The organism is Photobacterium sp. AWH4_225 (assembly GCF_056158405.1).
Map to the genome: position 1 here is coordinate 1,267,623 of NZ_JBSWTF010000001.1, position 23,684 is coordinate 1,291,306.

The 23,684-nt window shown below is 48.2% G+C and carries 26 protein-coding genes; 13 read left to right on the forward strand and 13 right to left on the reverse strand.

All coding sequences use genetic code 11. The features are described from left to right. The first annotated feature begins 130 nt into the window (after positions 1-130). The 6 genes from mepK to uhpC all read left to right on the forward strand — a co-directional run bounded on the left by mepK (position 131) and on the right by uhpC (position 7,006). Complete coding sequence (gene mepK, locus ACXAD4_RS06195) at positions 131-685, forward strand: peptidoglycan L,D-endopeptidase MepK (protein WP_107297527.1); 555 nt, start codon at positions 131-133, stop codon at positions 683-685. A 192-nt stretch (positions 686-877) separates the two neighbouring features. Next, positions 878-1,531 (forward strand): MBL fold metallo-hydrolase, encoded by a 654-nt coding sequence (locus ACXAD4_RS06200; protein WP_475239655.1) that lies wholly within the window; start codon positions 878-880, stop codon positions 1,529-1,531. A gap of 366 nt (positions 1,532-1,897) precedes the next feature. After that, positions 1,898-3,298 (forward strand): hexose-6-phosphate:phosphate antiporter, encoded by a 1,401-nt coding sequence (gene uhpT / locus ACXAD4_RS06205; RefSeq protein ID WP_475239658.1) that lies wholly within the window; start codon positions 1,898-1,900, stop codon positions 3,296-3,298. A gap of 184 nt (positions 3,299-3,482) precedes the next feature. Next, positions 3,483-4,091 carry a response regulator transcription factor UhpA gene (gene uhpA / locus ACXAD4_RS06210; protein WP_317520953.1) on the forward strand — a complete coding sequence of 203 codons (609 nt, stop codon included), beginning with the start codon at positions 3,483-3,485 and terminating at the stop codon, positions 4,089-4,091. Continuing rightward, on the forward strand, positions 4,091-5,617 hold the full coding sequence (uhpB, locus tag ACXAD4_RS06215) for a signal transduction histidine-protein kinase/phosphatase UhpB (protein WP_475239661.1): 1,527 nt from the start codon (positions 4,091-4,093) through the stop codon (positions 5,615-5,617). Before uhpA ends, uhpB begins: the two co-directional genes overlap by 1 nt. Positions 5,618-5,677: 60 nt before the next feature. Beyond that, positions 5,678-7,006: an MFS transporter family glucose-6-phosphate receptor UhpC gene (uhpC, locus tag ACXAD4_RS06220; RefSeq protein WP_475239664.1), complete on the forward strand. Its 1,329-nt coding sequence runs from the start codon at positions 5,678-5,680 to the stop codon at positions 7,004-7,006. A gap of 17 nt (positions 7,007-7,023) precedes the next feature. On the opposite strand, the gene ACXAD4_RS06225 is transcribed toward uhpC, so the two are convergent. Further along, the gene (locus ACXAD4_RS06225; protein ID WP_475239666.1) at positions 7,024-7,698 is read right to left on the reverse strand and encodes a DUF2982 domain-containing protein; all 675 of its coding nucleotides are present in this window, start codon (positions 7,696-7,698) and stop codon (positions 7,024-7,026) included. A 398-nt stretch (positions 7,699-8,096) separates the two neighbouring features. On the opposite strand from ACXAD4_RS06225, the gene ACXAD4_RS06230 reads away from it, so the two are divergent. Further along, positions 8,097-8,507, forward strand: coding sequence for a MarR family transcriptional regulator (locus ACXAD4_RS06230; protein WP_317520958.1), 411 nt, complete (start codon positions 8,097-8,099; stop codon positions 8,505-8,507). A gap of 309 nt (positions 8,508-8,816) precedes the next feature. Continuing rightward, positions 8,817-9,122, forward strand: coding sequence for a hypothetical protein (locus ACXAD4_RS06235; RefSeq protein WP_317520959.1), 306 nt, complete (start codon positions 8,817-8,819; stop codon positions 9,120-9,122). 94 nt (positions 9,123-9,216) lie between these two features. Here ACXAD4_RS06235 and ACXAD4_RS06240 read toward each other — a convergent pair whose 3' ends face one another. After that, the gene (locus ACXAD4_RS06240; protein ID WP_475239669.1) at positions 9,217-10,407 is read right to left on the reverse strand and encodes an amino acid aminotransferase; all 1,191 of its coding nucleotides are present in this window, start codon (positions 10,405-10,407) and stop codon (positions 9,217-9,219) included. Between the two features lie 540 nt (positions 10,408-10,947). On the opposite strand from ACXAD4_RS06240, the gene ACXAD4_RS06245 reads away from it, so the two are divergent. Continuing rightward, the gene (locus ACXAD4_RS06245; RefSeq protein WP_475239672.1) at positions 10,948-12,294 is read left to right on the forward strand and encodes an MFS transporter; all 1,347 of its coding nucleotides are present in this window, start codon (positions 10,948-10,950) and stop codon (positions 12,292-12,294) included. A gap of 79 nt (positions 12,295-12,373) precedes the next feature. Here ACXAD4_RS06245 and ACXAD4_RS06250 read toward each other — a convergent pair whose 3' ends face one another. Next, positions 12,374-13,123, reverse strand: a complete 750-nt coding sequence (locus tag ACXAD4_RS06250; RefSeq protein ID WP_475239675.1) for an enoyl-CoA hydratase-related protein — start codon at positions 13,121-13,123, stop codon at positions 12,374-12,376. A 197-nt stretch (positions 13,124-13,320) separates the two neighbouring features. Here ACXAD4_RS06250 and thiM point away from each other — a divergent pair, with 197 nt between their 5' ends. Both thiM and thiE read left to right on the forward strand, forming a co-directional pair. Then, positions 13,321-14,124: a hydroxyethylthiazole kinase gene (gene thiM / locus ACXAD4_RS06255; RefSeq protein WP_475242724.1), complete on the forward strand. Its 804-nt coding sequence runs from the start codon at positions 13,321-13,323 to the stop codon at positions 14,122-14,124. Positions 14,125-14,133: 9 nt separating this feature from the next. Next, positions 14,134-14,754: a thiamine phosphate synthase gene (thiE, locus tag ACXAD4_RS06260; protein WP_475239679.1), complete on the forward strand. Its 621-nt coding sequence runs from the start codon at positions 14,134-14,136 to the stop codon at positions 14,752-14,754. On the opposite strand, the gene ACXAD4_RS06265 is transcribed toward thiE, so the two are convergent. Then, positions 14,751-14,969 (reverse strand): VF530 family protein, encoded by a 219-nt coding sequence (locus ACXAD4_RS06265; protein WP_475239682.1) that lies wholly within the window; start codon positions 14,967-14,969, stop codon positions 14,751-14,753. The two genes, thiE and ACXAD4_RS06265, sit on opposite strands and share 4 nt — an antisense overlap. A gap of 186 nt (positions 14,970-15,155) precedes the next feature. On the opposite strand from ACXAD4_RS06265, the gene ACXAD4_RS06270 reads away from it, so the two are divergent. After that, positions 15,156-15,626 (forward strand): YehS family protein, encoded by a 471-nt coding sequence (locus ACXAD4_RS06270; protein WP_475239684.1) that lies wholly within the window; start codon positions 15,156-15,158, stop codon positions 15,624-15,626. A 66-nt stretch (positions 15,627-15,692) separates the two neighbouring features. Here the strand turns inward: ACXAD4_RS06270 and ACXAD4_RS06275 are convergent, their stop codons facing one another. Genes ACXAD4_RS06275 through ACXAD4_RS06305 form a run of 7 tightly spaced genes read right to left on the reverse strand, consistent with a single transcriptional unit; the run spans position 15,693 to position 20,961 of the window. Further along, the gene (locus ACXAD4_RS06275) at positions 15,693-16,022 is read right to left on the reverse strand and encodes a c-type cytochrome (protein ID WP_475239687.1); all 330 of its coding nucleotides are present in this window, start codon (positions 16,020-16,022) and stop codon (positions 15,693-15,695) included. Further along, the gene (locus tag ACXAD4_RS06280; RefSeq protein ID WP_475239690.1) at positions 16,023-16,496 is read right to left on the reverse strand and encodes a TlpA family protein disulfide reductase; all 474 of its coding nucleotides are present in this window, start codon (positions 16,494-16,496) and stop codon (positions 16,023-16,025) included. Continuing rightward, positions 16,489-17,055: an SCO family protein gene (locus ACXAD4_RS06285; RefSeq protein ID WP_475239692.1), complete on the reverse strand. Its 567-nt coding sequence runs from the start codon at positions 17,053-17,055 to the stop codon at positions 16,489-16,491. Before ACXAD4_RS06285 ends, ACXAD4_RS06280 begins: the two co-directional genes overlap by 8 nt. A 12-nt stretch (positions 17,056-17,067) precedes the next feature. Then, a complete protein-coding gene (locus ACXAD4_RS06290; protein WP_475239695.1) occupies positions 17,068-18,168 on the reverse strand; it encodes a YncE family protein in 1,101 nt (366 codons plus the stop codon). 58 nt (positions 18,169-18,226) lie between these two features. Next, positions 18,227-19,888: an Lcl domain-containing protein gene (locus ACXAD4_RS06295; RefSeq protein WP_475239698.1), complete on the reverse strand. Its 1,662-nt coding sequence runs from the start codon at positions 19,886-19,888 to the stop codon at positions 18,227-18,229. Beyond that, positions 19,888-20,493 carry a cytochrome c3 family protein gene (locus tag ACXAD4_RS06300; RefSeq protein WP_475239701.1) on the reverse strand — a complete coding sequence of 202 codons (606 nt, stop codon included), beginning with the start codon at positions 20,491-20,493 and terminating at the stop codon, positions 19,888-19,890. The genes ACXAD4_RS06295 and ACXAD4_RS06300 overlap by 1 nt, the downstream gene beginning before the upstream one ends. A gap of 15 nt (positions 20,494-20,508) precedes the next feature. Continuing rightward, positions 20,509-20,961: a copper chaperone PCu(A)C gene (locus tag ACXAD4_RS06305; protein WP_475239704.1), complete on the reverse strand. Its 453-nt coding sequence runs from the start codon at positions 20,959-20,961 to the stop codon at positions 20,509-20,511. Between the two features lie 342 nt (positions 20,962-21,303). Here ACXAD4_RS06305 and ACXAD4_RS06310 point away from each other — a divergent pair, with 342 nt between their 5' ends. Beyond that, entirely contained in the window at positions 21,304-22,215 is a 912-nt protein-coding gene (locus tag ACXAD4_RS06310; RefSeq protein ID WP_475239707.1) for a LysR family transcriptional regulator, read from the forward strand. Positions 22,216-22,279: 64 nt separating this feature from the next. On the opposite strand, the gene ACXAD4_RS06315 is transcribed toward ACXAD4_RS06310, so the two are convergent. Next, the gene (locus tag ACXAD4_RS06315) at positions 22,280-22,858 is read right to left on the reverse strand and encodes a hypothetical protein (RefSeq protein WP_475239708.1); all 579 of its coding nucleotides are present in this window, start codon (positions 22,856-22,858) and stop codon (positions 22,280-22,282) included. 139 nt (positions 22,859-22,997) lie between these two features. Beyond that, entirely contained in the window at positions 22,998-23,516 is a 519-nt protein-coding gene (locus tag ACXAD4_RS06320) for a DUF2937 family protein (RefSeq protein WP_475239709.1), read from the reverse strand. Positions 23,517-23,684 lie beyond the last annotated feature (168 nt).

Below are 23,684 nucleotides of genomic sequence, written 5' to 3' on the forward strand. Positions count from 1 at the left end.
GCCTGTTTTTTGTCATTTCAAGGTTTGACTGAACAATATCTGAACGTTATCTTGCTCCTCCATTAAGGGAGCCCGGTTGGGGTTGCGTTACTGTGCCTGGAGTAGGCCTGAAGTTAGTTGTTGTTGAGTTATGTCTGAAATTGATTACAAGCGCCGTCAGCTTCTGGCTGCTGGTGGAGTTGCGCTTGGGGCATGCTTACTGCCGAGCTGGGTAGTAGCAAGTCCATATAAAGCAGGGAGTGCTCGCCAGATCTCGTTGCACAATATCCATACCAGCGAAAACCTTGAAAGTGAATATTTCAATGGCAAGCTGTATGTCAAAGAAGAGCTGCAGAAAATTAACCATATCTGCCGTGACTTCAGACGCAACGAAGTTGCCCATATGGATCGCCGTTTGTTCGATGCGATCACTGAGATTCAAGCAGGGCTAGGCCATAAAGGCCAAGTACGTATTATTTCAGGCTACCGTTCGCCAGCGACCAATAAAGCATTGCAGAAGAATGGCGGAGTCGCGACAAAGAGCTATCATATGAAAGGTCAGGCAATCGACTTCAATCTAGAAGGTGTCTCTCTGTCACGAATTCGTAATGCCGCACTTGAACTACGCCTAGGTGGTGTAGGATATTACCCACGTAGTGGGTTCGTGCATATTGATACGGGCCCTGTACGCCGCTGGAACGGTTAACCGTCCAACTAGCGAGCGCTTAAAACAAACCGAATAATTACAAAGCCGACACTTCCTCCCTCTCTTGGTAGCTGTCGGCTTTGCTGTTTCTGGACTCAACCCTGTGTCTTCCACTCCCTGTTGCTTCCCACTGTTGTTGCCCTGTTGTTTTTGCTATCCTGCGGCAAGAACTGAAATCGCTAGGAATTATCAATGAGTCTTCAATTTGAAATTGTGCCGGTCACTCCGTTTCAGCAAAACTGCTCCATCATCTGGTGTGATGAAACCAAGGAAGCGGCAATGGTTGATCCGGGAGGTGATATCCACCTTCTTAAAGAGAAAGCGCAGCAATTGGGACTGACTGTCACTAAGCTGATCTTGACCCACGGTCATTTGGACCATGTAGGTGGCACTGAGCCGTTGGCAAAAGAGCTGGGTATTCCAGTGGTTGGGCCGCACAAAGAAGATGCTTTCTGGCTTCAGGGTCTGCCTCGTCAGAGTGAGATGTTCGGCTTCCCGATGACTGAAGCATTCGATCCAGACCAGTGGTTAGATGAAGGTGATACGGTAACCGTAGGCAACCAGACGCTGTCTGTGCTGCATACTCCAGGCCACACTCCAGGCCACGTGGTGCTTTACAGCAAAGACGCTAACGTAGCGTTTGTTGGTGATGTGCTGTTCAAAGGCGGTATCGGTCGTACTGATTTCCCGAAAGGGGATTACCAGACGTTGATTGATTCCATCAAAGGCAAGCTATGGCCACTTGGCAATGAAGTGACCTTTATCCCGGGACATGGCCCGAGTTCGACTTTTGGCAGCGAGCGTGTGTCTAACCCATTTGTAGCCGACGAGATGCCGTTGTACTAATGATTTTCGCAGCCCAGACTATTCTGGGCTGTTTGCTTTCTCTCCCTCAACAGATTCCTGTTTCCTTTTCCCATGGAAATTTTGTGACTACTTTCACGTTTCTTCCTCACTTTGGCTGGAATTAGGAAAAATTCCTAACTGTCCTAAGTCCGGTTCTCAAGCCTGTCCTTATTCGTCTCCCTACAATGCCTGCCAATGGTCTTCTTGCAGTTTGCTTATCTGGCGAGTAGGGGCTGTTGAAGCTTTAGGCTTTTAGGCGTGGTTTACAGCGTCCCTTGAAGTTTCAACAGACCCTATTCGGCAGGAGAAGAACAGAACCAGCAGCAACTGCTGCAAATAACGTCGAAAAAGTATTGAGGGTGACACATGCTTAAACTCCTTGATCAGGTCAGAAAGCCAACGCTGGATCTGCCTGTAGAAGAGCGCCGTAAAATGTGGTTCAAGCCATTTATGCAATCTTACCTGGTTGTATTCATTGGCTACATGACCATGTATCTGATCCGTAAAAACTTCAACGTTGCTCAGAACGACATGATTTCTACCTACGGTTTGTCGATGACAGATCTGGGTCTGATCGGTCTGGGCTTCTCCATTACCTACGGTATTGGTAAAACTGTTGTTTCATATTATGCCGATGGAAAGAACACCAAACAGTTTCTTCCTTTCATGTTGATTCTTTCCGGTATCGCGATGCTGGGCTTCAGTGTGAGCATGGGTGGCTCAAGCGCCAGCCTGTTCATGATGATTGCTTTCTACGGACTGAGCGGCTTCTTCCAGAGTACCGGTGGCCCATCAAGTTACTCGACCATCACCAAATGGACACCGCGTAACAAGCGTGGTACTTACCTAGGCCTGTGGAACATGTCCCACAACGTGGGTGGTGCGGGTGCGGCAGGTGTAGCCCTGTTTGGTGCTAACTATCTGTTCGACGGCCACGTGATTGGTATGTTCATCTTCCCATCAATCATCGCATTGGTCGTGGGCTTCTTGGGTCTGCGCTTTGGTAGTGATTCACCGGAAGCTTACGGTCTGGGTAAAGCCGAAGAATTATTTGGTGAAGAGATCAGCGAAGAAGATATCAGCGCTGAAGAGAACCAGATGACCAAGCGTGAAATCTTCATGGAGTACGTCCTGAAGAACAAGATCATCTGGCTACTGTGTTTTGCCAACATCTTCTTGTACATCGTACGTATCGGTATCGATCAGTGGTCAACGGTATATGCTTACCAAGAGCTTGGTCTTTCAAAAGAAACCGCGATTTCTGGTTTCACCCTGTTCGAAGTGGGTGCGCTAGTCGGTACGCTGATGTGGGGTTACCTGTCTGACCTGGCGAACGGCCGCCGTGCCATCGTTGCGTGTGTGTCACTGGTGTTGATTATCTTCTGCCTTGAGTTCTACCAGCATGCAACCAATGAGTACATGTACCTAGGTTCACTGTTCGTACTTGGCTTCTTGGTCTTCGGTCCTCAGCTTCTTATCGGTGTGGCAGCAGTTGGCTTCGTACCGAAGAAAGCAATCAGTGTTGCCGACGGTATCAAGGGTACCTTTGCTTACCTGATTGGTGACAGCTTTGCCAAGTTGGGTCTAGGTATGATTGCTGATGGTACGCCAATCTTTGGCCTGACAGGCTGGAAAGGCACCTTTGCTGCATTGGATACTTCAGCAGCGGTGTGTATTGTCCTACTGCTGTTTGTTGCCTTTGCAGAAGAAAAGAAGATCCGCCGCGAGAAGCGTCAGCAAAAGCAGCTTGAGCTAGAAACGGCTTAATCGATTTCACGAGATGCTTTCAATGAAAAACTGCCTGCGGGCAGTTTTTTTATATCTGTGATTTAGGTTCTAAGTACAAGTATTGTGTTGCTTCAGTACTATTTTTGATTAATTACATTTCAGCCTTGTCTCGGCAGGGCTGAACAGGTAGTTTATGCCTCTTTTTCGCCTTGGGGGATAAAAAATGATCAACGTCGCTTTGGTTGATGACCATATCATTGTGCGGTCTGGGTTTGCGCAGCTACTGATGTTGGAAGATGACATCAATGTGGTGGGCGAATTCGGTTCCGCCAAAGATGCCCGCCAAGGTCTGCCGGGCAGTCAGGCCAATGTCTGTATTCTCGATATATCAATGCCGGATGAAAGCGGTTTGTCCCTGTTGGCTGATTTACCTGAAGGGATAGCCTGTATCATGCTTAGCGTCCACGATAGTCCATCGGTAGTCGAAAAGGCGTTGGAGGTAGGCGCTAGGGGATACCTGAGCAAACGCTGTAGCCCGGACGAACTGGTACAGGCCGTCAGAACAGCAGCGGCTGGTGGCTGTTATCTTACACCGGATATTGCTATCAAGCTGGCGACAACCTCGAAAACGGCTGCTTCGGTCTCTCAATTGACCAAGCGTGAACGTCAGGTTGGCGAGTTGCTGGCGACCGGTTTGGATGTCAAAGCCGTAGCCACCGAGCTCGGCCTTAGCCACAAGACAATCCATGTTCATCGCGCTAATGCGATGGACAAGTTGGGTGCCAAGAACAACGTTGAGCTTGCCAAGCATTTCGACACCGAGGTGTTGTAGTGCGCAAATTTGCCCTGACCACGTTGGGCGGGTGGTTGCTGATAACCTGTGCTTGGTTTTGCCTTTGGGCCATTGCTTCCTATTTTACTCTCGACCCTGAGTTGGCTGTTTTCCTGTTCCCTTTCGCCTTGCGGATGGGGATTGCCTTACATTGCCCGAAGAAATACTGGGGTGCGGTATATGGAGCCGAATGGGGGTTGATGCTGGCATTGGCTCCGCAGGTAGGGAATCCATTATGGGGATCGGCTCTGTGTGCCAGCATCGCGAGTGTACCGCTGCTATGGCTCGCCCATGGACAATACTATGGCTCTCAGATCCGTCGCCTGTGTGTGATGGGGACAGTCATTGGATTGGCGGCGTTACTCAATGTCGCTATCTCCGGTTGGTTCAGTGATCATAGCTGGATGGTGCTGCTGGTAAGTGTGACCGGCGGTTTGATGTTGGTACCAAGCTGTTACTTGATTTGGAGTTACCTGTTTCAGCAGGCTTGGATCCCACTGACCGTCGATCTGGTATCCCGTCCGGTTGCATTGCGGGTCAGGCATATCTTTCTTTACGCCGGATTGTTCATCGCCAGCATTGCATTGCAACTTGGCCTGCCGGATGAAATGCGTCGATTTGCTCCTTTTTGTTTGGCTATTCCGATTATTTTGTTGGCATTCCGCTACGGTTGGCAGGGCGCCTTGCTGGGTACCTTGCTCAACAGTGTGGCGCTGATTGCTGCCCGTAGCACAGGGAGTGATCTTGAGGTCACCGACTTATTGCTGTCGCTCTCGGCGCAAAGCCTGACCGGTATTTTGCTGGGGATGGGGATCCAGCGTCAGCGTGAGCTCAATCAGCAACTGCGGCTACAGCTAAACCGCAACCACAGTCTTTCCCGTCAATTGGTCAAAGCCGAAGAGTCGGTGCGGCGTGACATAGCCCGCGAGCTCCATGACGAAATCGGCCAGAACATTACCGCTATCCGCACCCAGGCATCTATTATCCAGCGGGTCGAAACCACGCCTGTCGGAGCCAACTGCGCTGGGATGATCGAAAACCTTTCGCTGAATATCTATGACACTACTAAAGGCTTGTTAAGTCAGTTGCGGCCCAAGTCCCTCGATGACATGGGGCTGGCGGATTCACTTGAGCAATTAATCAGGGATTTGGAGTGCGAGGCACAGGGGATCAAGGCGACGATCAAGTGGCACTGTAACGGTCGAGAGCCGGAAATGCTAAGCGATACCCTGAGCGTAACCTTGTACCGTCTTTGCCAGGAAGCGATGAACAATGTGGTTAAGTATGCCCGTGCCAGTGAGCTTGAGCTGACTTTTGTACTCGGTACCGAGGCGGTGGCTTTAACCGTCAAGGACGATGGACGTGGATTCAGTGTTGAACAAGTGATGCAGATGTCTTCAAAAGGCTTTGGTCTTCAGGGAATGCGCGAGCGGGTCGAAGCCCTTGGTGGCGAAATCCAGGTGGAAAGCCATACCTCAGGCTCGCAGACAGGAACCCGTATCGCCATTCAACTGCCTGTGCTTTGAGCAAGCCTTGTGTAGCTGCTTGAAATTAATTGAAGTGAGAACGTAATAGTGGAATCACCGATGTTAGGGAGCGTAAAGTCTCCACCCACACCAGAGGCTGAACGCCAATCTGACAATGTCGATGCGCGCTATCGCTATTGGCGTTTGCATATCATGCTGACCATGTATGTTGGTTATGCGGTGTTTTACTTTACCCGCAAAAACTTCAACTATGCCATGCCGACCATGCTGGTCGACCTCGGCTTGGATAAATCCGACATCGGTATGATGGGCACTTTGTTCTACATCACCTATGGCGCTTCTAAATTTCTCTCTGGGGTGATTTCCGATCGCTCCAACCCTCGCTATTTTATGGGCATTGGCCTGATGGCTACCGGGGTGGTGAACATCATGTTCGGTTTTGCCGATTCTCTGTGGTGGCTGATGACGCTATGGGTTTGTAATGCCTGGTTCCAGGGCTGGGGATGGCCACCTTGCTCGAAGTTGATGACTACATGGTATTCCCGTTCGGAGCGTGGTTTCTGGTGGTCTATATGGAATACGGCCCACAATGTCGGTGGGGCCATGATCCCGCTGCTGGTGGGTTACCTGACCTTGCACTACAGCTGGCGACTGGGCTTTATTGTACCGGGTGTCGTCGCTGTAGTGATTGGGGCAGTACTGTGTTGGCGGTTGCGGGACAAGCCCGTTTCCCTGGGCTTGCCCACTGTTGGTGAGTGGCGCCAAGACAGGCTTGAGTTGACCCATGAGCGAGAGGGATTTGGCCTCAGCTCACGGGAGATCCTGCGAAAATACGTACTGAGCAATAAATACATTTGGCTGCTGGCTTTTAGCTATGTGCTGGTATACGTGGTACGGACCGCAATCAATGACTGGGGTAACCTGTACCTCAGTGAGCAGCAGGGTTACGGCTTGATCCAAGCCAATATGGCGCTGTCGCTGTTTGAGATTGGTGGTTTTGTTGGGTCATTGGTGGCTGGCTGGGGATCAGACCGCTTGTTTGGTGGTAACCGAGGGCCGATGAATGTCATCTTTGCTATCGGTATTTTCCTATCGGTGGCTGCTCTTTGGCTGATGCCAGTGAAAAATTTCGCCCTTTTGTCAGGATGCTTTTTCTCGGTGGGCTTCTTTGTCTTCGGCCCTCAAATGCTGATCGGTATGGCTGCAGCAGAGTGTTCGCATAAAGACTCTGTCGGGGCAGCCACAGGTTTTGTTGGCTTATTTGCTTACATGGGGGCTGCATTGGCGGGTTACCCGTTGGCATTAGTGATGGAATATTTCCACTGGACGGGGTTCTTTGTGGTGATTTCCATCGCGGCAGGGGTGATCGGCTTATTACTGATGCCGTTTTTAAAAGCGCAGTCTGCGCCAGAGACGGCGACAGCGTAATTCCGGTATTTGGCGATTTAGCTGGCCGCGAGATATCGCCTTGCCAAGCCGGCAAAATCGGCGGCAGGGCGGTCGAGGAAGTCTTCCGAGATAAAAAAATCGTAACCGATAAGCTCACGGTTATAGTGCATCCGGTTGGCAAGCATGGCTTGCAAGCCCTTGAGTGTATGTCCGGATAGGGTGGTATAGTGCTGATCATCAAACATGATGTCTTCTATCTCATATGGTGGGTTATCAATGCCTTTATGGGCCATGATTAGCAGGATGCGCTGGTCAATGAGGATTTTTGTCGCGACTCGCGGACAAATAGAATCAATGAATTCTTCGTAGTCTTTGAGTCGGACCCCAACCCAAGGCACGGGTTGGAGCCAACCGTCTTTGGCAATACTGGCTTGAGAAATGCTGTCGATATTTTTCCAGCGTGCTAACCACCCTCCGCAATGGCTGTGAAATTGGATGTGCATGAAAGTCAGGGTAAAAGAAAGTTCGGGACCTTGAGAGTACTTATAGCCAACCAGCATCATGATACAGGCGCCTATTAGCAAGATAGCAACCACTGGTGGGGCGACATCGGGGAAAACCAAGCCTATGAGTGTGGCGACAACGAAGCCGGCAATACCTGCAATAAACAGGTTCGCTTGGTAGGGGGTGATGCCGGTAGTGATATACCGGGTTTTCAGACTTTCGCGCATTGCCGATACCGAGCTGATTTGATCACCTTAAGTATTGTCGAAATGGCAAAAACGATCACTCAAGATGTGAAATTATCATGGGGTATGCTTCTTTAATTGCATATGGGTATTTATCCAGATGTTAGGCGAAGATGGAGAAAAATCCCCGCAAATTTCTATAACATCTTTTTATTTCGAGCTTTTTTCTGTTCGGAGTTAATAGTCAAAAATGAGAGGTGGTCGCTTATTTTTGAGTAAAATCATCTTTTGTTGAGGATGAAATAACCGTTCGCTGGCATTTCTCTGACATCCTTGGTATAACACGCGCTTACTTTTTCCCGCTGGAAGTATCGGCCTGTTCTGTTTTCAGGTTGATGAATGGTGGTGACTGAAAGTAGTGCAACGGAGTAGGAAATTTAATGAGAATCTCTCACAAACGTAAAGTTCAGCTGAAACTACAAAAGCGCATTAAAGGCCTAGTAGTTGAAGCAAAACCAGCAGCAGTGAAGGCTGTTGTGAAAAAAGCACCAACTGCAGAAACAGTAAAAGCTGCTCCAGCGGCGAAACCTGTTGTTGAAGAGCAGAAGCCAGTAGAAGCGGCAGCACCAGTTGCAGCGAAAGTGTCTTTGACTCCAAAACAGCAGCAAGTGCTGGATATTGTTGTTAAGAACGCAGAAGGTATCAATCCGAAAGGTATTGGTCTTGAAGCTGGCCAGGAAGACACCAAAGCGGCTTCTTGGGCTACTGGTGCGCTGAAAAAACTGACCGAAGAAGGTTTGGTTGAGCGCATCCAACTGGCGGGCAACAAGGTGCTTTACAAAGCACTTTAATTCCTCTGCTGCGGAGCACACTGTGTGATACAGAGTGATTCGAGCCAGCTTTGGAATTACAGCCAGGCCCGTTCCTGATGCTATCAGGGGCGGGTATTACCCTCTCTTCTTATTTCCCCGACAATTCCTCTAAAAAAAACGTTCCTGCAACGTTTGTAACACTGTCTCAAAAATGCGCTAAATTGCATCTCAATGATAAACGTGTTGCATTCTCCTGTCGTTATGTCTCATCTCTGCTATAACTTATTATAAATAGACACCTATCAGTAACGTCTTGGTTTTCAAGATGTGTTATGCGGAGGCGAGTTTATGACAATGATAAGTGCTAGGGAGTTCTCCGACTGGTTGCGCGTTCGATTCGCTAACGAAGACCAAGGCGTGAGTTTAACTAGGGACGACATAAACCAGTTGACGGGACGTCAGAGCTTTTCGCTAGGATTTGTAAACGACATCCATTATGAACTCATGCAGCATGGTATGGCATTTGTCACTGATACATCACGAGAGACTTTCTATTTGATCCCTGTGGCGAACAAACCTTGGCGCGAGCAGTTGGAGCATCAATACGAAAGAGAGCTGTTCTGTAACGTGCTACCTCTAGACAAGTCTGGCTAACTGCTATTGCTAATTTATGGCATAAAAAACGGGCGCAATGCGCCCGTTTTTGGTGTTTTGATGTAACTGTTTGCTGTTTGGTATCGCTTAAGAGTTACAGTACCGCGGCAATGCCTTTACACAGTGGCTGCATGTTTGCCTTGGTCATACCCGCAACACTGATACGGCCCGAGCCAACGATGTAGATACCGAACTCATCTTTCAGGCGGTTAACTTGATCTTTGCTCAAACCAGAGAAAGAGAACATACCGTTCTGACGCTCGATGAAGCTGAAGTCAGCCTCTACGCCCAGATCTTTCAGTGTCTGGACAAATAGAGTACGCATTTCCTGAATGCGGTCGCGCATATCGGCTACTTCGATTTCCCATTCGGCGCGAAGAGCTGCATCGTTTAGGATTTCAGTCACAATCGCCGCACCGTGTGCTGGTGGGTTAGAGTAGATCACGCGGGCAATACTTTTTACCTGGCTAAATGCCGTGGTTGCTTCTGCGTTATCTTTAGCGACAAGTGTGAAGGCACCCACACGCTCGTTGTATAGACCAAAGTTTTTCGAGAATGAGCTGGCGATAAGAAGTTCTTCACAAAGGTCTGCAAAAATGCGTAGGCCTTGGGCATCTTCTTCAACACCTTTGGCAAAGCCTTGGTAGGCAAAGTCAAACATTGGCAGCAGTTGTTTTTCTTTACAAAGCTCAGCTAGCTGTTGCCACTGTGGTGCTTGAGGGTCGATACCGGTTGGGTTGTGGCAGCATCCGTGCAGTAGTACGACATCACCCGGAGCAGCATTCGCCAGATCCGCTAGCGCTGCGTCAAAGTCCATGTCTTTGCTTTGCGCGTTGTAGTAGCTGTACTGGACGGTTTCAAGGCCAGCAGCGGTGAAAACACCGTTGTGGTTCGCCCAAGTTGGGTTGCTGATCCACACTTTCACATCACCAAGCTGGCGCTTGATAAATTCAGCAGCCAGACGCAATGCACCTGTACCACCTGGAGCCTGTGCAGTCTGGGCACGTTTTGAAGAAATGATTGGAGAGTCGGCGCCGAACAGCAGTTGCTGAACAGCTAGGCCGTATTCTGCCGTGCCAGGAATACTTAAGTAAGACTTGGTGGTTTCTTTCTCCAGCAAAATCGCTTCTGCTTTTTTTACTGTCGTTAGAACGGGGGTATTACCTGATTCGTTTTTGTAGATACCGACACCAAGATTGATTTTCTCTGGGCGGGTGTCTTTTTTGAACTCTTCAGTTAATCCAAGAATAGGGTCGGCGGGTGCAGCAGAAATTTTCTCAAACATTGTCAATCATCCATGCTGGTAATGGTAAAGGGTAATATGTTCTTTATACCTTTTATCACCGGGCATTGACAAGAAATTGTAACATCTTGGCCAAATAAAATATGACAGCAGTAAATTGTTATTGGTTTTCACTAACATTTGCGCAGAATGGTCAAACTTTCATCATTGTGAGTTGCAAGAAAATTACAACAAAAATCATCTATATACTGATGTTTTGTGCGCCAAATCGCATTGAAACTGTATAAATTTCATCTAAAAACGTAATTAAATTATAAAACCAGTATGCAAGTGTAACCCTATGTGAAACTGATCACAGTTGGTAGGGGTGGGGTTGTCATAGCATTGCGTCCCGATGGAAATCGGTCAAATGTGATGATCATGGCCTTAAATATCGATGTAAACATGGAAAAATCCTGTCTTCACCTCGAATAGTTCAGAAACATACTAATTAAGATAAAAAAGATCATCAGCTTTGTCCGAATGTTGTAAATCTGCTGCAGTTTCAATGTGTTTGTAGCAGGCAGTATCGGGGAACACTCAATGGAAAAGCCACGCCTTACGTTTTGGCAGATATGGAATATGAGCTTCGGCTTCATGGGGATTCAATTTGGTTTTGGCTTGCAAAATGCCAACGTCAGCCGGATCTTCGAAACCCTGGGAGCTAGCATTGATCAAATCCCTATTCTTTGGATTGCAGCGCCGTTAACCGGTTTGCTGGTGCAGCCTATAATTGGTTATTTCAGTGACCGCACCTGGACGGTATTGGGCCGCCGTCGACCTTACTTTCTCTGTGGTGCTATCGCTTCTTCTTTAGCCTTGATCATCATGCCTTATTCGCCATACCTGTGGGTGGCTGCCGGTATGCTATGGATCTTAGATGCTTCGATTAATATCTCGATGGAGCCTTTCCGTGCACTAGTGGCAGATAACCTACCGTCAGAGCAGCGCACCCAAGGCTTTGCGGTGCAGACCTTCTTCATCGGCGTTGGATCGGTGGTCGCCTCGGCAATGCCATACTTGCTAAGCAATGTTTTCGATGTGGCAAATACTGCCCCGGCTGGCGAAGTGCCACCGTCTGTGAAGATTTCATTCTTGTGCGGTGCCTTGGTCTTTGTCGCCTCAATTCTCTGGACAGTGGTAAGAACTAAGGAATACTCACCGAAAGAGCTGGCGGCATTTCACGGTGAGGTATCTGAGCCTGAAGAAGAGAAGGCTAGCCTGAAAGCGATTTTTGCTGATATTAAAGCCATGCCAAAGACTATGATGCAGTTGGCTGTGGTGCAGTTCTTCTCTTGGTTTGCGTTGTTTGCGATGTGGATATACACCACTTCTGCGGTGACATCGCAAATTTTCGGTACCACTGACACCAGTTCAGCAATGTATAACGAAGGAGCAGACTGGGTTGGTTTGTGTTTCGCTGCGTACAACGGTATTTCAGCTTTAGCTGCGTTTGCACTGCCTTGGTTGGCACAGCGTACCAGCCGTAAGTTTGTCCATAGTCTGTCGCTGATCATTGGTGGCTTGAGTTTGGCATCGATTTCCCTTATCCAGAACCCGACCATGCTGATGGTCAATATGGTGGGAATTGGTCTGGCTTGGGCCAGTATTCTTTGTATGCCTTACGCCATCTTGGCGGGCGCACTGCCAGCGAAGAAGATGGGGTTCTATATGGGGGTGTTCAACTTCTTTATCGTACTGCCACAAATCCTGGCTGCTGGGATCTTGGGCTTCTTTACCCGTTGGGCGTTTGACGGCAATACCATGATGGCGATTGTATTGGGTGGCGCTTCAATGATTTTCGCAGGTCTGGTGGTTTGCATTGTCAAAGATGAAGACGAGCCGAATAAGATAGAGCAAGGGATTCAGGCTGAAGGGGTAACAGCTTAAATCCAGCGTTTATAATCGAAGGCCAGTGGTTAACTGGCCTAACTCTCCCAATGTTGTTCTTTTTACCAATCGCCTCAAGCTAACTAAACTTTGCAGGGCGTTTTTCCAAAAATGCACTGACGGCTTCTTTGGCCTCGTCACTTCGGATCCGTGTAATCAGCTCTACGTTTTCGTCCTCAATCGTTCTTAGTAGTCGTGCTTTGTCCTGCTGGCTGAGCATACGCTTACTGATCCTCATTGCCTTGGGAGGAAGCTGGCTGATCTGTTCGGCGCACTGAAAGGCCAAGTCATCAGGGGTTTGGCTGATCTGATTGATAAAACCCAACGCAAGAGCTTCTTCTGCGGTCATCGGCACTCCAAGCAATAGCATTTCTTTGGCTTTTCTCAGGCCGACTATCTTCGCAAACTCAGTGCTCGAGGCCATTTCCGGGCAAAGCCCTAGATGGACAAATGGTGTTTTGAAAATTGCCGAGGGTGAGCAATGAACCACGTCGACAAATTGCAGCATCGTCGTACCTATGCCAATCGCCGGGCCTGAAACCGACGCGACGATGGGGATTTCGCATTCTACCAATGACTTCATAAAACGTTCGCCATGAAAGTCAGCCATGCCTTGTGAGATAGCCACAAAATCCTGCATGTCATTACCACCACAAAAGATCTCTGGCAGGCCGCGTAGGACAATGACTCGGGTTTCGGGAGACTGGTTCGCGTGGTTAATGGTGTCTGCCAGCGTATGGTACATCGCTTGATTCAGGGCGTTTTTGGCCTCAGGGCGGGTGAGTTGTATATCAAGAATCGGTCCTTTGTGGGTAATGCGGATGTCCATGTCAGCTTTCCTTGAGTGGTAGGATGAGTTGTTTTTGTCTATTAATCATGGACAAGGAAACAACTAATGACAACAAAGGAGCGAAAAGTGAGATCGCACCTCACTATTTTTAGCTCAATGCTAGTGGCTGCTTAGGTATAATCTGTTGGTTAAAAAATCTAAAAAGGAATGCAGCCTTGAATACCCACACTGAGAACTTGATACAGCATGTTTGTGATGCTCTGGCAAAGGTACGTGAGAGCAAACCTTTGGTTGTTAATGTTACTAACTACGTAGTGATGAACAACACGGCTAATGCATTACTTGCCGTTGGTGCGTCTCCAATCATGGCGCACAGCCGCGAAGAAATGGCAGAGATGATGGGCTTTGCTGGTGCGTTGGTGATCAACATCGGTACTTTGGATAGCCAGTGGTTGCCGCGTATGGTGTATGCGGTAGAGCAAGCCAATGCAAATGGTAAACCTGTGGTGCTTGATCCGGTTGGCTGCGGCGCAAGCCAACTTCGTACCGAGGCATCTTGTCAACTGGCCAAGCTGGCATATAACTTGATTATCCGTGGCAATGCGTCGGAAGTTATTGCACTGGCCGGAGAGGCGGCACAGAGCAAAGGAGTCGACGCGCTAGATAGCAGTGATGCGGCGGTGAATGCGGCAAAAGCCTTGGCTGAAAGTCATAACTGTACCGTCGTGATCTCTGGTGCCACAGATTATGTCGTGACGAGTGAATGTGTTATTGCGCTGGATAACGGCCATGAAATGATGCCTTACGTCACGGGAATGGGCTGCTCACATACTGCGTTGACCGGTGCTTTTGCTGCAGTTAGCTCAAATGGCGAAGGTGTTAGCGCGGGTGTTGTGTCAACAGCGATCCTTGGCGTTGCCGGTGAATTGGCGGCTGCGAAATCGGCAGGGCCGGGTAGCTTGCAGATGAACTTGTTGGATGCCATCTATCAGCTTGATGAAGCAACGCTGAAGGCTCGCCTGAAGATCAGCGTACGTTAGGAGCCTGCAATGTACGATTATCGACTGTACTTGGTGACCGATGAGCACCAGGATATCGAGCAACTGGAATTTGTGATCCGCGAGGCGATAGCTGGTGGAGTCACTATGGTTCAACTGCGTGAAAAGCACGGTGATATCCGGGCGTTCATTCAACGTGCTAAGGCCGTTAAGCCTATGTTGCAGGCGGCAGGGATCCCGCTGATCATCAATGATCGGGTCGATGTCGCCTTGGCCGTGGATGCTGACGGTGTTCACCTCGGTCAATCAGATATGCCAGCGGACATAGCCCGTCGCTTGATTGGAGAAGATAAAATCTTGGGTTTGTCGGTAGAGAACGAACAGCAGCTTGAAGCTGCCCAGTCGCTGCCGGTGGACTATCTTGGCTTGAGTGCAATTTTCCCTACACCGACTAAAACCGATACGGTTTATGCCTGGGGGCTGGATGGTCTTGCCAAGGCATCTAAATATAGTGAGCTGCCGCTGGTTGCTATCGGTGGGATCAATGAGGGCAACATCCGGGGAGTGGTTGAAGCGGGCGCTGATGGTATCGCATTGGTATCGGCGGTATGCCATGCTGACTCACCGAAAGAAGCGAGTCAGCAGCTATTGACGCTAATGGGCGGCAATTAAAGGAAGAAGGTGTCGAGATACAACTGCTCGACTTCTTTCCTTGCCCATTCGGTGCGGCGCAGGAACTTCAGGCTTGATTTGATGCTAGGATCGCTATTGAAGCAACGGATTTTGACAATTTGACCAAGCTCTTCCCAGCCGTAGTGATCGACAAGTTCTTCGACAATTCGTTGTAGGGTAAGGCCGTGTAATGGGTTGTTCGGTTGGTGATCCATAGTGTGTGCTTCATTGTGTTATCTGAGACGGCACTATACCAGTTTGGCTAGCACGAATGAATCTTCGGCATCGAATATCTGTTAAACTACTTAGCCAAGCTAACTCGAAACTGCTTTATGTTGTCGGGGGAAGCTATTTTCGCAGCAAGCCATATTGGCAAGCCTGCATTGATTTTAGGAATTACTGTGCTCAATAACGATATCTTGCGACGCCTCCGCTATACCTTTGATTTTAATGACTCAGCGATGATTGATATTTTCGCTGCTGCTGAGCATGAAGTAACGCGTGAGCAAGTTAGTGATTGGTTAAAGAAAGAAGATGATCCTGCTTTTACCAAATGTACTGACCGCGAGTTGGCGATCTTCCTCAATGGCTTAATCAATGAAAAACGTGGCAAGCAAGATGGGCCGCAGCCTGAGCCAGAGTCACGTTTGACCAATAATATGATTTTCATGAAGCTGCGTATTGCGTTGAACTACAAAGCGGAAGATATTCTGGACATCATGAAGAGCGTTGATTTTAATTTGAGTAAGCATGAGTTAAGTGCATTTTTCAGAAAGCCAGACAACAAGCATTACCGTGAGTGTAAAGATCAGATCCTGCGCAATTTCCTGTTAGGGGTGCAGTATAAAATCCGTCCTCAAGAAGCTGAGTAATTCCTATAAAGCTTCGCTGTCTATAGGAATACCTAGGCCATACTTATGTATGGCCTTTTTCTTTGGTTACATATTCTTTTGCGAGGCCAAAAACTTGGCAATCAACTGCATCTCTTCTTCAGTGTAGGTTTCCATCGCTACTTCCATTGGAATGAACAAACCATTTTTCCTTTTCTTGTTCTTGTAATCATTAAGCTGGTTGAAGGTATACATTTCCATTTGGCCGCCTAGTTTGGGATACATGGGCATCACGGGCTCATTGCCTGTTGGGCCGTGGCAAGATGCGCAACCTCCTTTCCCCGGTGAAAGGTACAGTGCTTTTCCTTGCTCAAGGGTATCACCAGCCTGGATAGGCAATGAAAGCAATGCTGTTAGCATAAGGGGATAAAATTTCATTTAGCTGTTTTCCTTGGCAAGGCAGGCCAGCCATGAATCCAGCTTGGTGGCAGAATAGGGTATATAGCCGGAATAGCGGTACATGACCTGCTGGTTAACGGTGATTAAGGTAGCAGGCAGGCCTTGGAATCCCCATTGCTGCAGGTTGGCAAAATCAGCCTCAATTGTCTTCGGAAGGTGCCTGATCTCGAGTTTGTCGAACTGGGCATCAATAGCTGTTGGATTATCCCCGATATGTATAGTCTTGATTGAATAGAGGTTACTATCGGCAATGCTATCGAGCATGGGGAGTTCTTTGAGGCAAGGCGGACACCAGACCGCCCATAGGTTAACCAAGGTGACACTTGCAGGGGAAGCTGATGGCCACTCCATGCTATCTTGTGCCAGCTCGAATCCCTGAGGGGTGGGGCATTCACTGGCAAGCGCTGGCATGCCTACCATTAGGCTAACGAGGAAAGTTACACTCTTATTCATTGAGGTGCCCCTTGATGCTGCGACCTATCATGACCCCGCCTTTTCCATAGCCATATACATCAATAAGTTCGCGGTCTGGGCCGTACAAATAGAGGTAGGCAGAGTGGAAAACCTCATAACGCTGTGGTAGTGGTGGGAAGATAGGTTTACCTTGAAGTGAATAGCCATAGGTCGCCCTTAGGCTCTTGGCTGCGTGGCGTATTTGCTCGTCACTGCCCGATAGCCCAATCATGTTTTTCGAGAAGTATTTGACGTACAAGTCGATGCTCTCGACACTATCTCGATTGGGGTCGACAGTGATAAATATTGGAACCACTTTGTCTTTGTCTTCAGCCAGTGTCTTGACGGCCGTTACCTGGTCGATAACGGTTGTGGGGCAGATATCAGGGCAACTGGTATAGCCGACCCCAATAAGCAGGTATTTGCCCGGCCAGTTTTTCTCTGTGACAGTGCCCAAAGACTGCTCTTCAAGGTTGAATTGCAATGGCTTGGCAGCAGTAGCGGTGGCAAGCAACAGTCCACCGAATAGGCTCAAAAAAGTATGATAGCGTATTTTCATCTTGATCGTTTCCTAATGGCAAATGGTATTGGTGATCCCCATTGCAATAAGTTTTGGGTTGGCCAAACCGGTATCGATAGTGGGACGTATTGATTGACTGCGGATGTCATAGATGAATAGAGCACTGCTATTTTGCTGGGTAGCAAATAAGGTTTTGGAGTCTGAAACCACCACTACATCATTGAGCGGGTCCGTCAGATTGACTTGAGTGACTGGCGTGTCACCAGCCAATTCAAAAATACTCAAGATGTTTTTGCTTTCAACAATACCTATGGTCTCTAGCCACCCCGTCCTGATAGAGCGGGGTTTATCATTGAGCATAAATTCATTGATAAGCTCCCCTGACCAGGTATTGATTACGACAGCTTTGCCATTTTCAGCAACAAAAATCATATGTTCGGAGTCTGAGCTTACATAAGGACGCCATGGCTTCGCCCCCATTTCATAGCTTTGGTAGGGCGTTTCGTTGAACAGATCATGAACGATGACTTTATTGGTTTTTATATCAGCGGCCAAAACGAGCCTTGCATCTGGCGATAAGGTCAGCTCTGATATATTGCCAGTGCCCATTTGGATATGGGATTGTTTACCGTCATGATTACGGTAGACAAGGGTTTTGCCTGATTGCTGCTCGGCAACATAGAGGTTATAGCCACCGTTATCGAAAATCATGCTAAATGGCGATGTGACACCCGATATCGAGGTAATGTGCTGTTTCTTGAGTGGATGAATGATATCTATGCGATCTGGTCCTGCGACGGCCAGCTGGGCGCCGTCGGAATGAAAGGTGATAGCAGTTGGTACATAACCCAAATCTATCTCGCTATGGGTATGTGTCACCAGATCAAAACTAAAGACTTTTTGGCTTTTACTGTCGATATAGACCAGCAGATCCTGCACATCGGAGACTTCCATTTGAGTTGGTATCGCTTTCAACTTCAGGTAGCCAGCCAGTTTGAATTCAAAGGTATCAACGACGGCAACCCGGGATGAATTGTTTTCTGAAACAAACGCCCAGCGGGCACCGTCATCATAACGGGGGAGGCTCGCATAGGTCAGGAGGCTGAAAAGGGAGATAACACTCAACAAGAGTACGCGAAGTAGTTTGCACATGAAGATCACCTATTAAAAACACCACTCCCCTGGTGGGGGAGCGGTGTAACCACAAGGGCTAGAGAGTACGTACACAACGGTTGTAAAACTCATTGTCCTTTTGCATGCCATAGCCAGAGCCAATCATGTAACCCTGTGCCCAGCCCTCGTTATCACCGGTGTGGCGTAGGTCGAGCTCATCACCACTCAGGTCTTTTTTCCGTTTGCCGAGCGGCCTGACGTGAAGTGTCGGGCCGGCAACATCAGAAGTACTGGTCCAGAAGAAATACTTAACCGGGGTATTGGGGAAGAACTCTTCATCAATGGATGGTGACGTTTTGTTGTAGTTCACAATCGACACAGCTTCTTTGATGTTGGGGAGGCGCCAGTCAGAATGGCCCGCAAGCTCAAGGTTGTTGCAATATTCGAGTGATGACTCCCAGTTGCGCCGATTGTAGTCAATCTCTTGTTGCCACATCCGGCCGGTCACAAGCTCGGACACCGTGCCATTCTTATTGTCGATGTATTTCATGTTGTGGTAAGCAGCCCCGTTATCGGCCCGCACACAACGAACCAGTTTAGTGGAAGCGGTGTGCTGGCCCATGATATGGGCATCAGGGAAGCCGACGTGCCAAACATGATCCGGATGGTCACTGACCGGAAAGGTCCAGATCCCGGAACTTTGACGCGGCATGTTGAGGAAGGCATCCATATCGATGGCCGGGCGGTAATTACCCATATCGGCAATGCTCTGCAGCTCTTTCATCAACGGGAAACGCCAGTCGCTGTAGCCATCTAGTTCGAGGTTGTCACAATATTCCTGGCCTTCGGAAGCGGTCATCCAAATCCGTGAAGCATCACGCTCCCACATCAGTTTGGTATTGTTATCCAGCGTGACTTTACCTGATTTACTGATGGTATAGCTCAGTGGATTCTGGATGTAATCGGAATCTTGCCCTGGAGTATCAGTAAAGTTTTGGATCTGCCCACTGTCAGGTAATACAAACCCTTCCGGTGCTGGCATACCAATACCGGTAATGAACTCTTGGCGCTCTATCAGTTTGACCTCCTGACCCGTTACATAGGCGATCATGTCCTTGTAATCCTGCTCGGAGTACATTTTGGCAAAAGGCACCATAATTGGGGCTTGGCGGTTGGTACGCTTGCCATCACGGTATGAAATCATCTGTTCAAACAAGTAGGTCGGCATCTGGCCTTTCAGCGGTGGATAGGCTGCATGCTCACTGGCCCCCTGTTCGCCATGGCACATTTTGCACGACTGGTCGTACAGCTTCTTACCATTAGCAAAGCTTTCGCTTTCCAATACATGATCCATCGGGTTGTATTTCATGGTTCGGGTGGAAAACAGGAGCGAGGTATTGGCCATTTCACGCGGGCTAAAGGCATAAACCAGCTCTTTCATCTGTGATGAGATACCAGAATGGCGCTCATTATCCATATCAACCCATTGGTTATAGAAATACTGGGGATCAAAACCTTCGAGTTTAGGGCTCAGGGTTTCCGGTACTTCTTCCGCGGCAGGGCGATGGCAGCCAAGGTAACAGCCATAAGCGATACGGGTGGCAACCTGGCGTTCTTTGGCGGATAGGTCTTCGAATGTCCGATTGATAGTGTAATCGTCATAGCCGTTATCGATATCCTGTCGGGGAGTTGCATTAGCTAAATGGGAAACCAAAAGGGCGCTGGCAATGCTTAGGGAAAGCAGGGTTAAAGGTTTCATTAGAATTCTCCCAATGCAGCGAACTGGTCGCGTAATTTATTTTCTTCGCGATGGCGCATGTTGCGTTTTAGATCTGGGTGAGCGATATCGTAATGGCAACTGGCACACTGGTAGTTAGGGTCATTGTCGCGGTTCAGGAACGCAAGTTGGTGTACTTGATCGGCAACCGGAGATGTCTCTATTGCAGCAACAGCCCTCGACTCCAGTTTCTGGTGGCAATTCTCACAGCCTGAGTCATAAACAAACTCAGTGCGCTTTTCATGTAGTTCTTGATAGTTCAGTGCTTCCATGCCGAGTACATACTCGCCCCACATATGGCGGATGCCCGAAGTGCCCTTTACATAAAGCTCTTCAACCACATTAGAAACCGGCAAATGGCAATCGACACAGTTGGCGACGATACCTTTTGAACCACCACCGCCGTGCGGGCTTAGGGAAAAGGTTTCGGCCATTGGTGTCATGGTATGGCAAGAGGCACAGAACTCATTGGAGCTGACAGCGTGCATGGCTTTTGGCACCGCGAAGATCCCGACACCGACAAAGGCCAGCACCATGACAACAAAGCTTGAACGCTTCATATTCTTAATTTTGTTGATAATAGACATAGGCAGACCAGTGGATTAAAGGTTTTGGACTTTCATTACATCGGCTTTACATTGCACGTCACCGAGGTAGCTGAACCAAATGTTGACTGGGTAGCTCTCCCCTTCGATAGGGCGCTTTTTCAAGTCAAACAGCATGAAGTGCAGGCCGCCTTTTTCGAGGCTAACCCTACTGTTTTCATTAAGAAAGATTTTTGGCACCTGAGCCATTTTCATCACGCCGTTGTCCATGATGGTTTTATGCATCTCTACATGATCGGAAAGCGCGCTAATTTCGCCGCCAAGGATCGCTTCCGGTGATGGAAGCCGCAGGGCCTTCATCTCATTGTTGAGGGTATAATCCACATTGAAGTAGAGGGCTGTGTGGGTTTTATTGGCAATAGGCTCTACTATCACACAATCAGTGACAGAGACACCGGCTAGGCTTTGCCCGGCTATCAGCAATCCTATGCCTGCTATTAGCTTTCTCATTTGGACTCCTTAAAAGCTAGAAAATGGGTTGTTTCTCAAGCTGCTGAGGAAGTTCAGGTAAACATAATTTCTCTGTCTATTTCCCGCGCTGCTTGTAAAGTAAGGAGGGCTTACAAGACCACCTCACAAAAGGAATAGTTAGCGTTATGAGGCGATTATAAAGCGCGCTAGAATTAGCAATACACGTGTACCTCATAAGGGTTATTCGGAAAGTGAATAGCCCTTATGAGATCAAAAAAGTGACCGATTTATTTTCAATAAATGTGAACTATCAAGAATATTCAAAATTTAGCCGGTATTATTTCGCAGGAAACAATTAAAGGGTGATTTGGCGGAGCTGGAATGGATTTAGATGCGATTAAAATGTTTTCACTGCTGGCAGTAAAACTCAATTACACCGAAACTGCCAAGGCATTGGATGTTAGCCAACCAACCTTGAGCCGGAAAATAAAAAGCTTGGAACAAAGCCTCAAAGTGACACTGTTTCATCGCCGAGGTAATAGCATATGCCTGACCCCACAGGGTGAAGCTTTCTTTAAGTCCTCCAGTCAGATCCTTGATGTGGTTGAGCAAACCATTGAAGGGTTGCATGCCGAAAAAAAGGGGGACAGCGGGTTGCTTCGAATTGGTTGCCTTCATCCTATGGCCCGTTTCCTGACCCAAAGTTTCTTGCCCGACTTTCATTGCAAGTACCCCAACATCAAGCTTCATTTCCAAACACTATCGCCTGATAACTTGGAGCGTTTTGAAGATGTGGATTTGATGATATCGCCTATTAAGCCGCTAGATGAAATGGTGGTGTGTAAGAAGATTTCAGATTTCCGTCGATATTGCTATGCTTCTCCGGAGTATTTAGCGAAATATGGCCAGCCTCAAACAATCCATGAGCTTGAGCTACATCAGTGTATTACCCAGACCATAACTCCTACCATTGAGAAGTTCTGGCGACTGAGAAATAAGAAAGGCGATGAGAAAATCGTGGAGGTAAACGGGCACATGACCACCAACTCGATTGATATAGCAATTGAGTTGGCTCTTGGGGGATTTGGTATTGGCTTGATTCCTGAAAGCCAAAGTATTAAATGGATTAAGCAGGGTAAGCTGGTTAAGTTGTTCGACGGTGAATGGTTTGAGATGAACGAGATGCATATTGTGTTCAAGCCGAATATGTATACACCTAAACGCTACAAGATCTTTATCGAGGAATTTACCGCTTTTCAAACGTATTGGTACGAGAAAGCAAAAGCTTTCTAATGTAAAAAAGGCCGGACTTTACTCAAGTTTCGGCCTGATATAGTTGCTGGCTAAGTCGATATTATTATCCAGCACTTTCATCTAAGGTGATTTCACCTTCATGCTGGTTGAGCAGCATCTTCTGGACGTTAAAACCGCACAGCATCAAAATTAGGCACCAGTTTAAAAACGGCAGTGTGCCTTTTACCATACTCTCGGCAAGCTGAGCCGGTTTCCACTGAAATGTCTCACACAGGCTGTCGATCGTGATGCCGGTAAAGGTATTGTCACCAATAACACGTTTGAACTCTTTTTCCGTCGGCATTTCAAACGCAGTTTTGCTCTTGAAAGCAGTCGGCTTGAACGCACGCATCACTTTTCTTGCATCGACGTCAAGCGGTTGACCGTTATTCTGAATGTTTGGCCGACCCGCTAAAGCTGCTAGAAAACACCAGCAAGGGTAGGGAATATCGGAAACATTTTCAGGTTCACGCTTGTAACGTGACATCCAATCAGAGAGTTTCTTCTCTTGTAGGCCCGTTAATCGCGCAAGGGTCGCACCATCATAGCCATACTCTTTGAGCAGGTTGATAATTTCAGCGACCTCGGAAACGAAGGGTTTTTTCCATTGGTCGGCTGGGGCTAGGGTGACATCTCTGATCATAGTAAGCTCATTGGGTATCTGGCAGTGGCTTGAGTGGTTCAAGCGGATTGGCATAAGCTTATGCGAAGCAGTAGAGGAAGTCTATCTGGCAGGGGACATAGGCGATCTTTGTTTTATCGGTTGTTTCAAATGTCGCCACCTAGTTTGCTGATGGCATTGGACTGGCCGTATTTTTCTGTCGGCGGCGAAAAATAATAAAGGGTAAATAAAGGGTAAGGTTTAGCCCTAATGCCATCACAACACAGAAGGCAATGTTTTCAATATCAAGCGGAATGCCGGGGGTGAAATGGATAAGTACCCGTTGAAGCTCACTGATTCGTGCCGGGTTAAACATATACACGGTCTTATCGACGAGGTGGCCATGGGCGAGTATTTCCATGCCTTGCTGCAGCATGTCATGTTGTTTTAGGACTTTCAGCTTTTGTTCTGCATCGACTCTAACCACGGAATTGTTTTCCTGCAGCAGCGAAGCAATCATGCTTTCAGCGTTATCAAAGCCATGTTGCAGGGCATTGTCTCGGTAGGCGTTGACTTGCAGGGTGGTCGCATCATAAAAGCCGGATAAATACTGCAGGTAATGATCAGCCAGTATCGGGATCTGCAGCGTGGCAATTAACAGTCCGCCGAATATCAGCCTGTCTAGAATCCGTTTTATCATGTTGCCTCCTTTCGGCAAGCCACTGAATTCTCATCTATATAACAATATATAGCGCATTGCCAAGGGGATATGTCCTAACTGGGTCAAAACTACATGGATAGAGCAGATAAGAGATGATCAGGCGAGTAGGGAGCGGCAACAGGGGGGGAGCCTTATAAACAATCACCC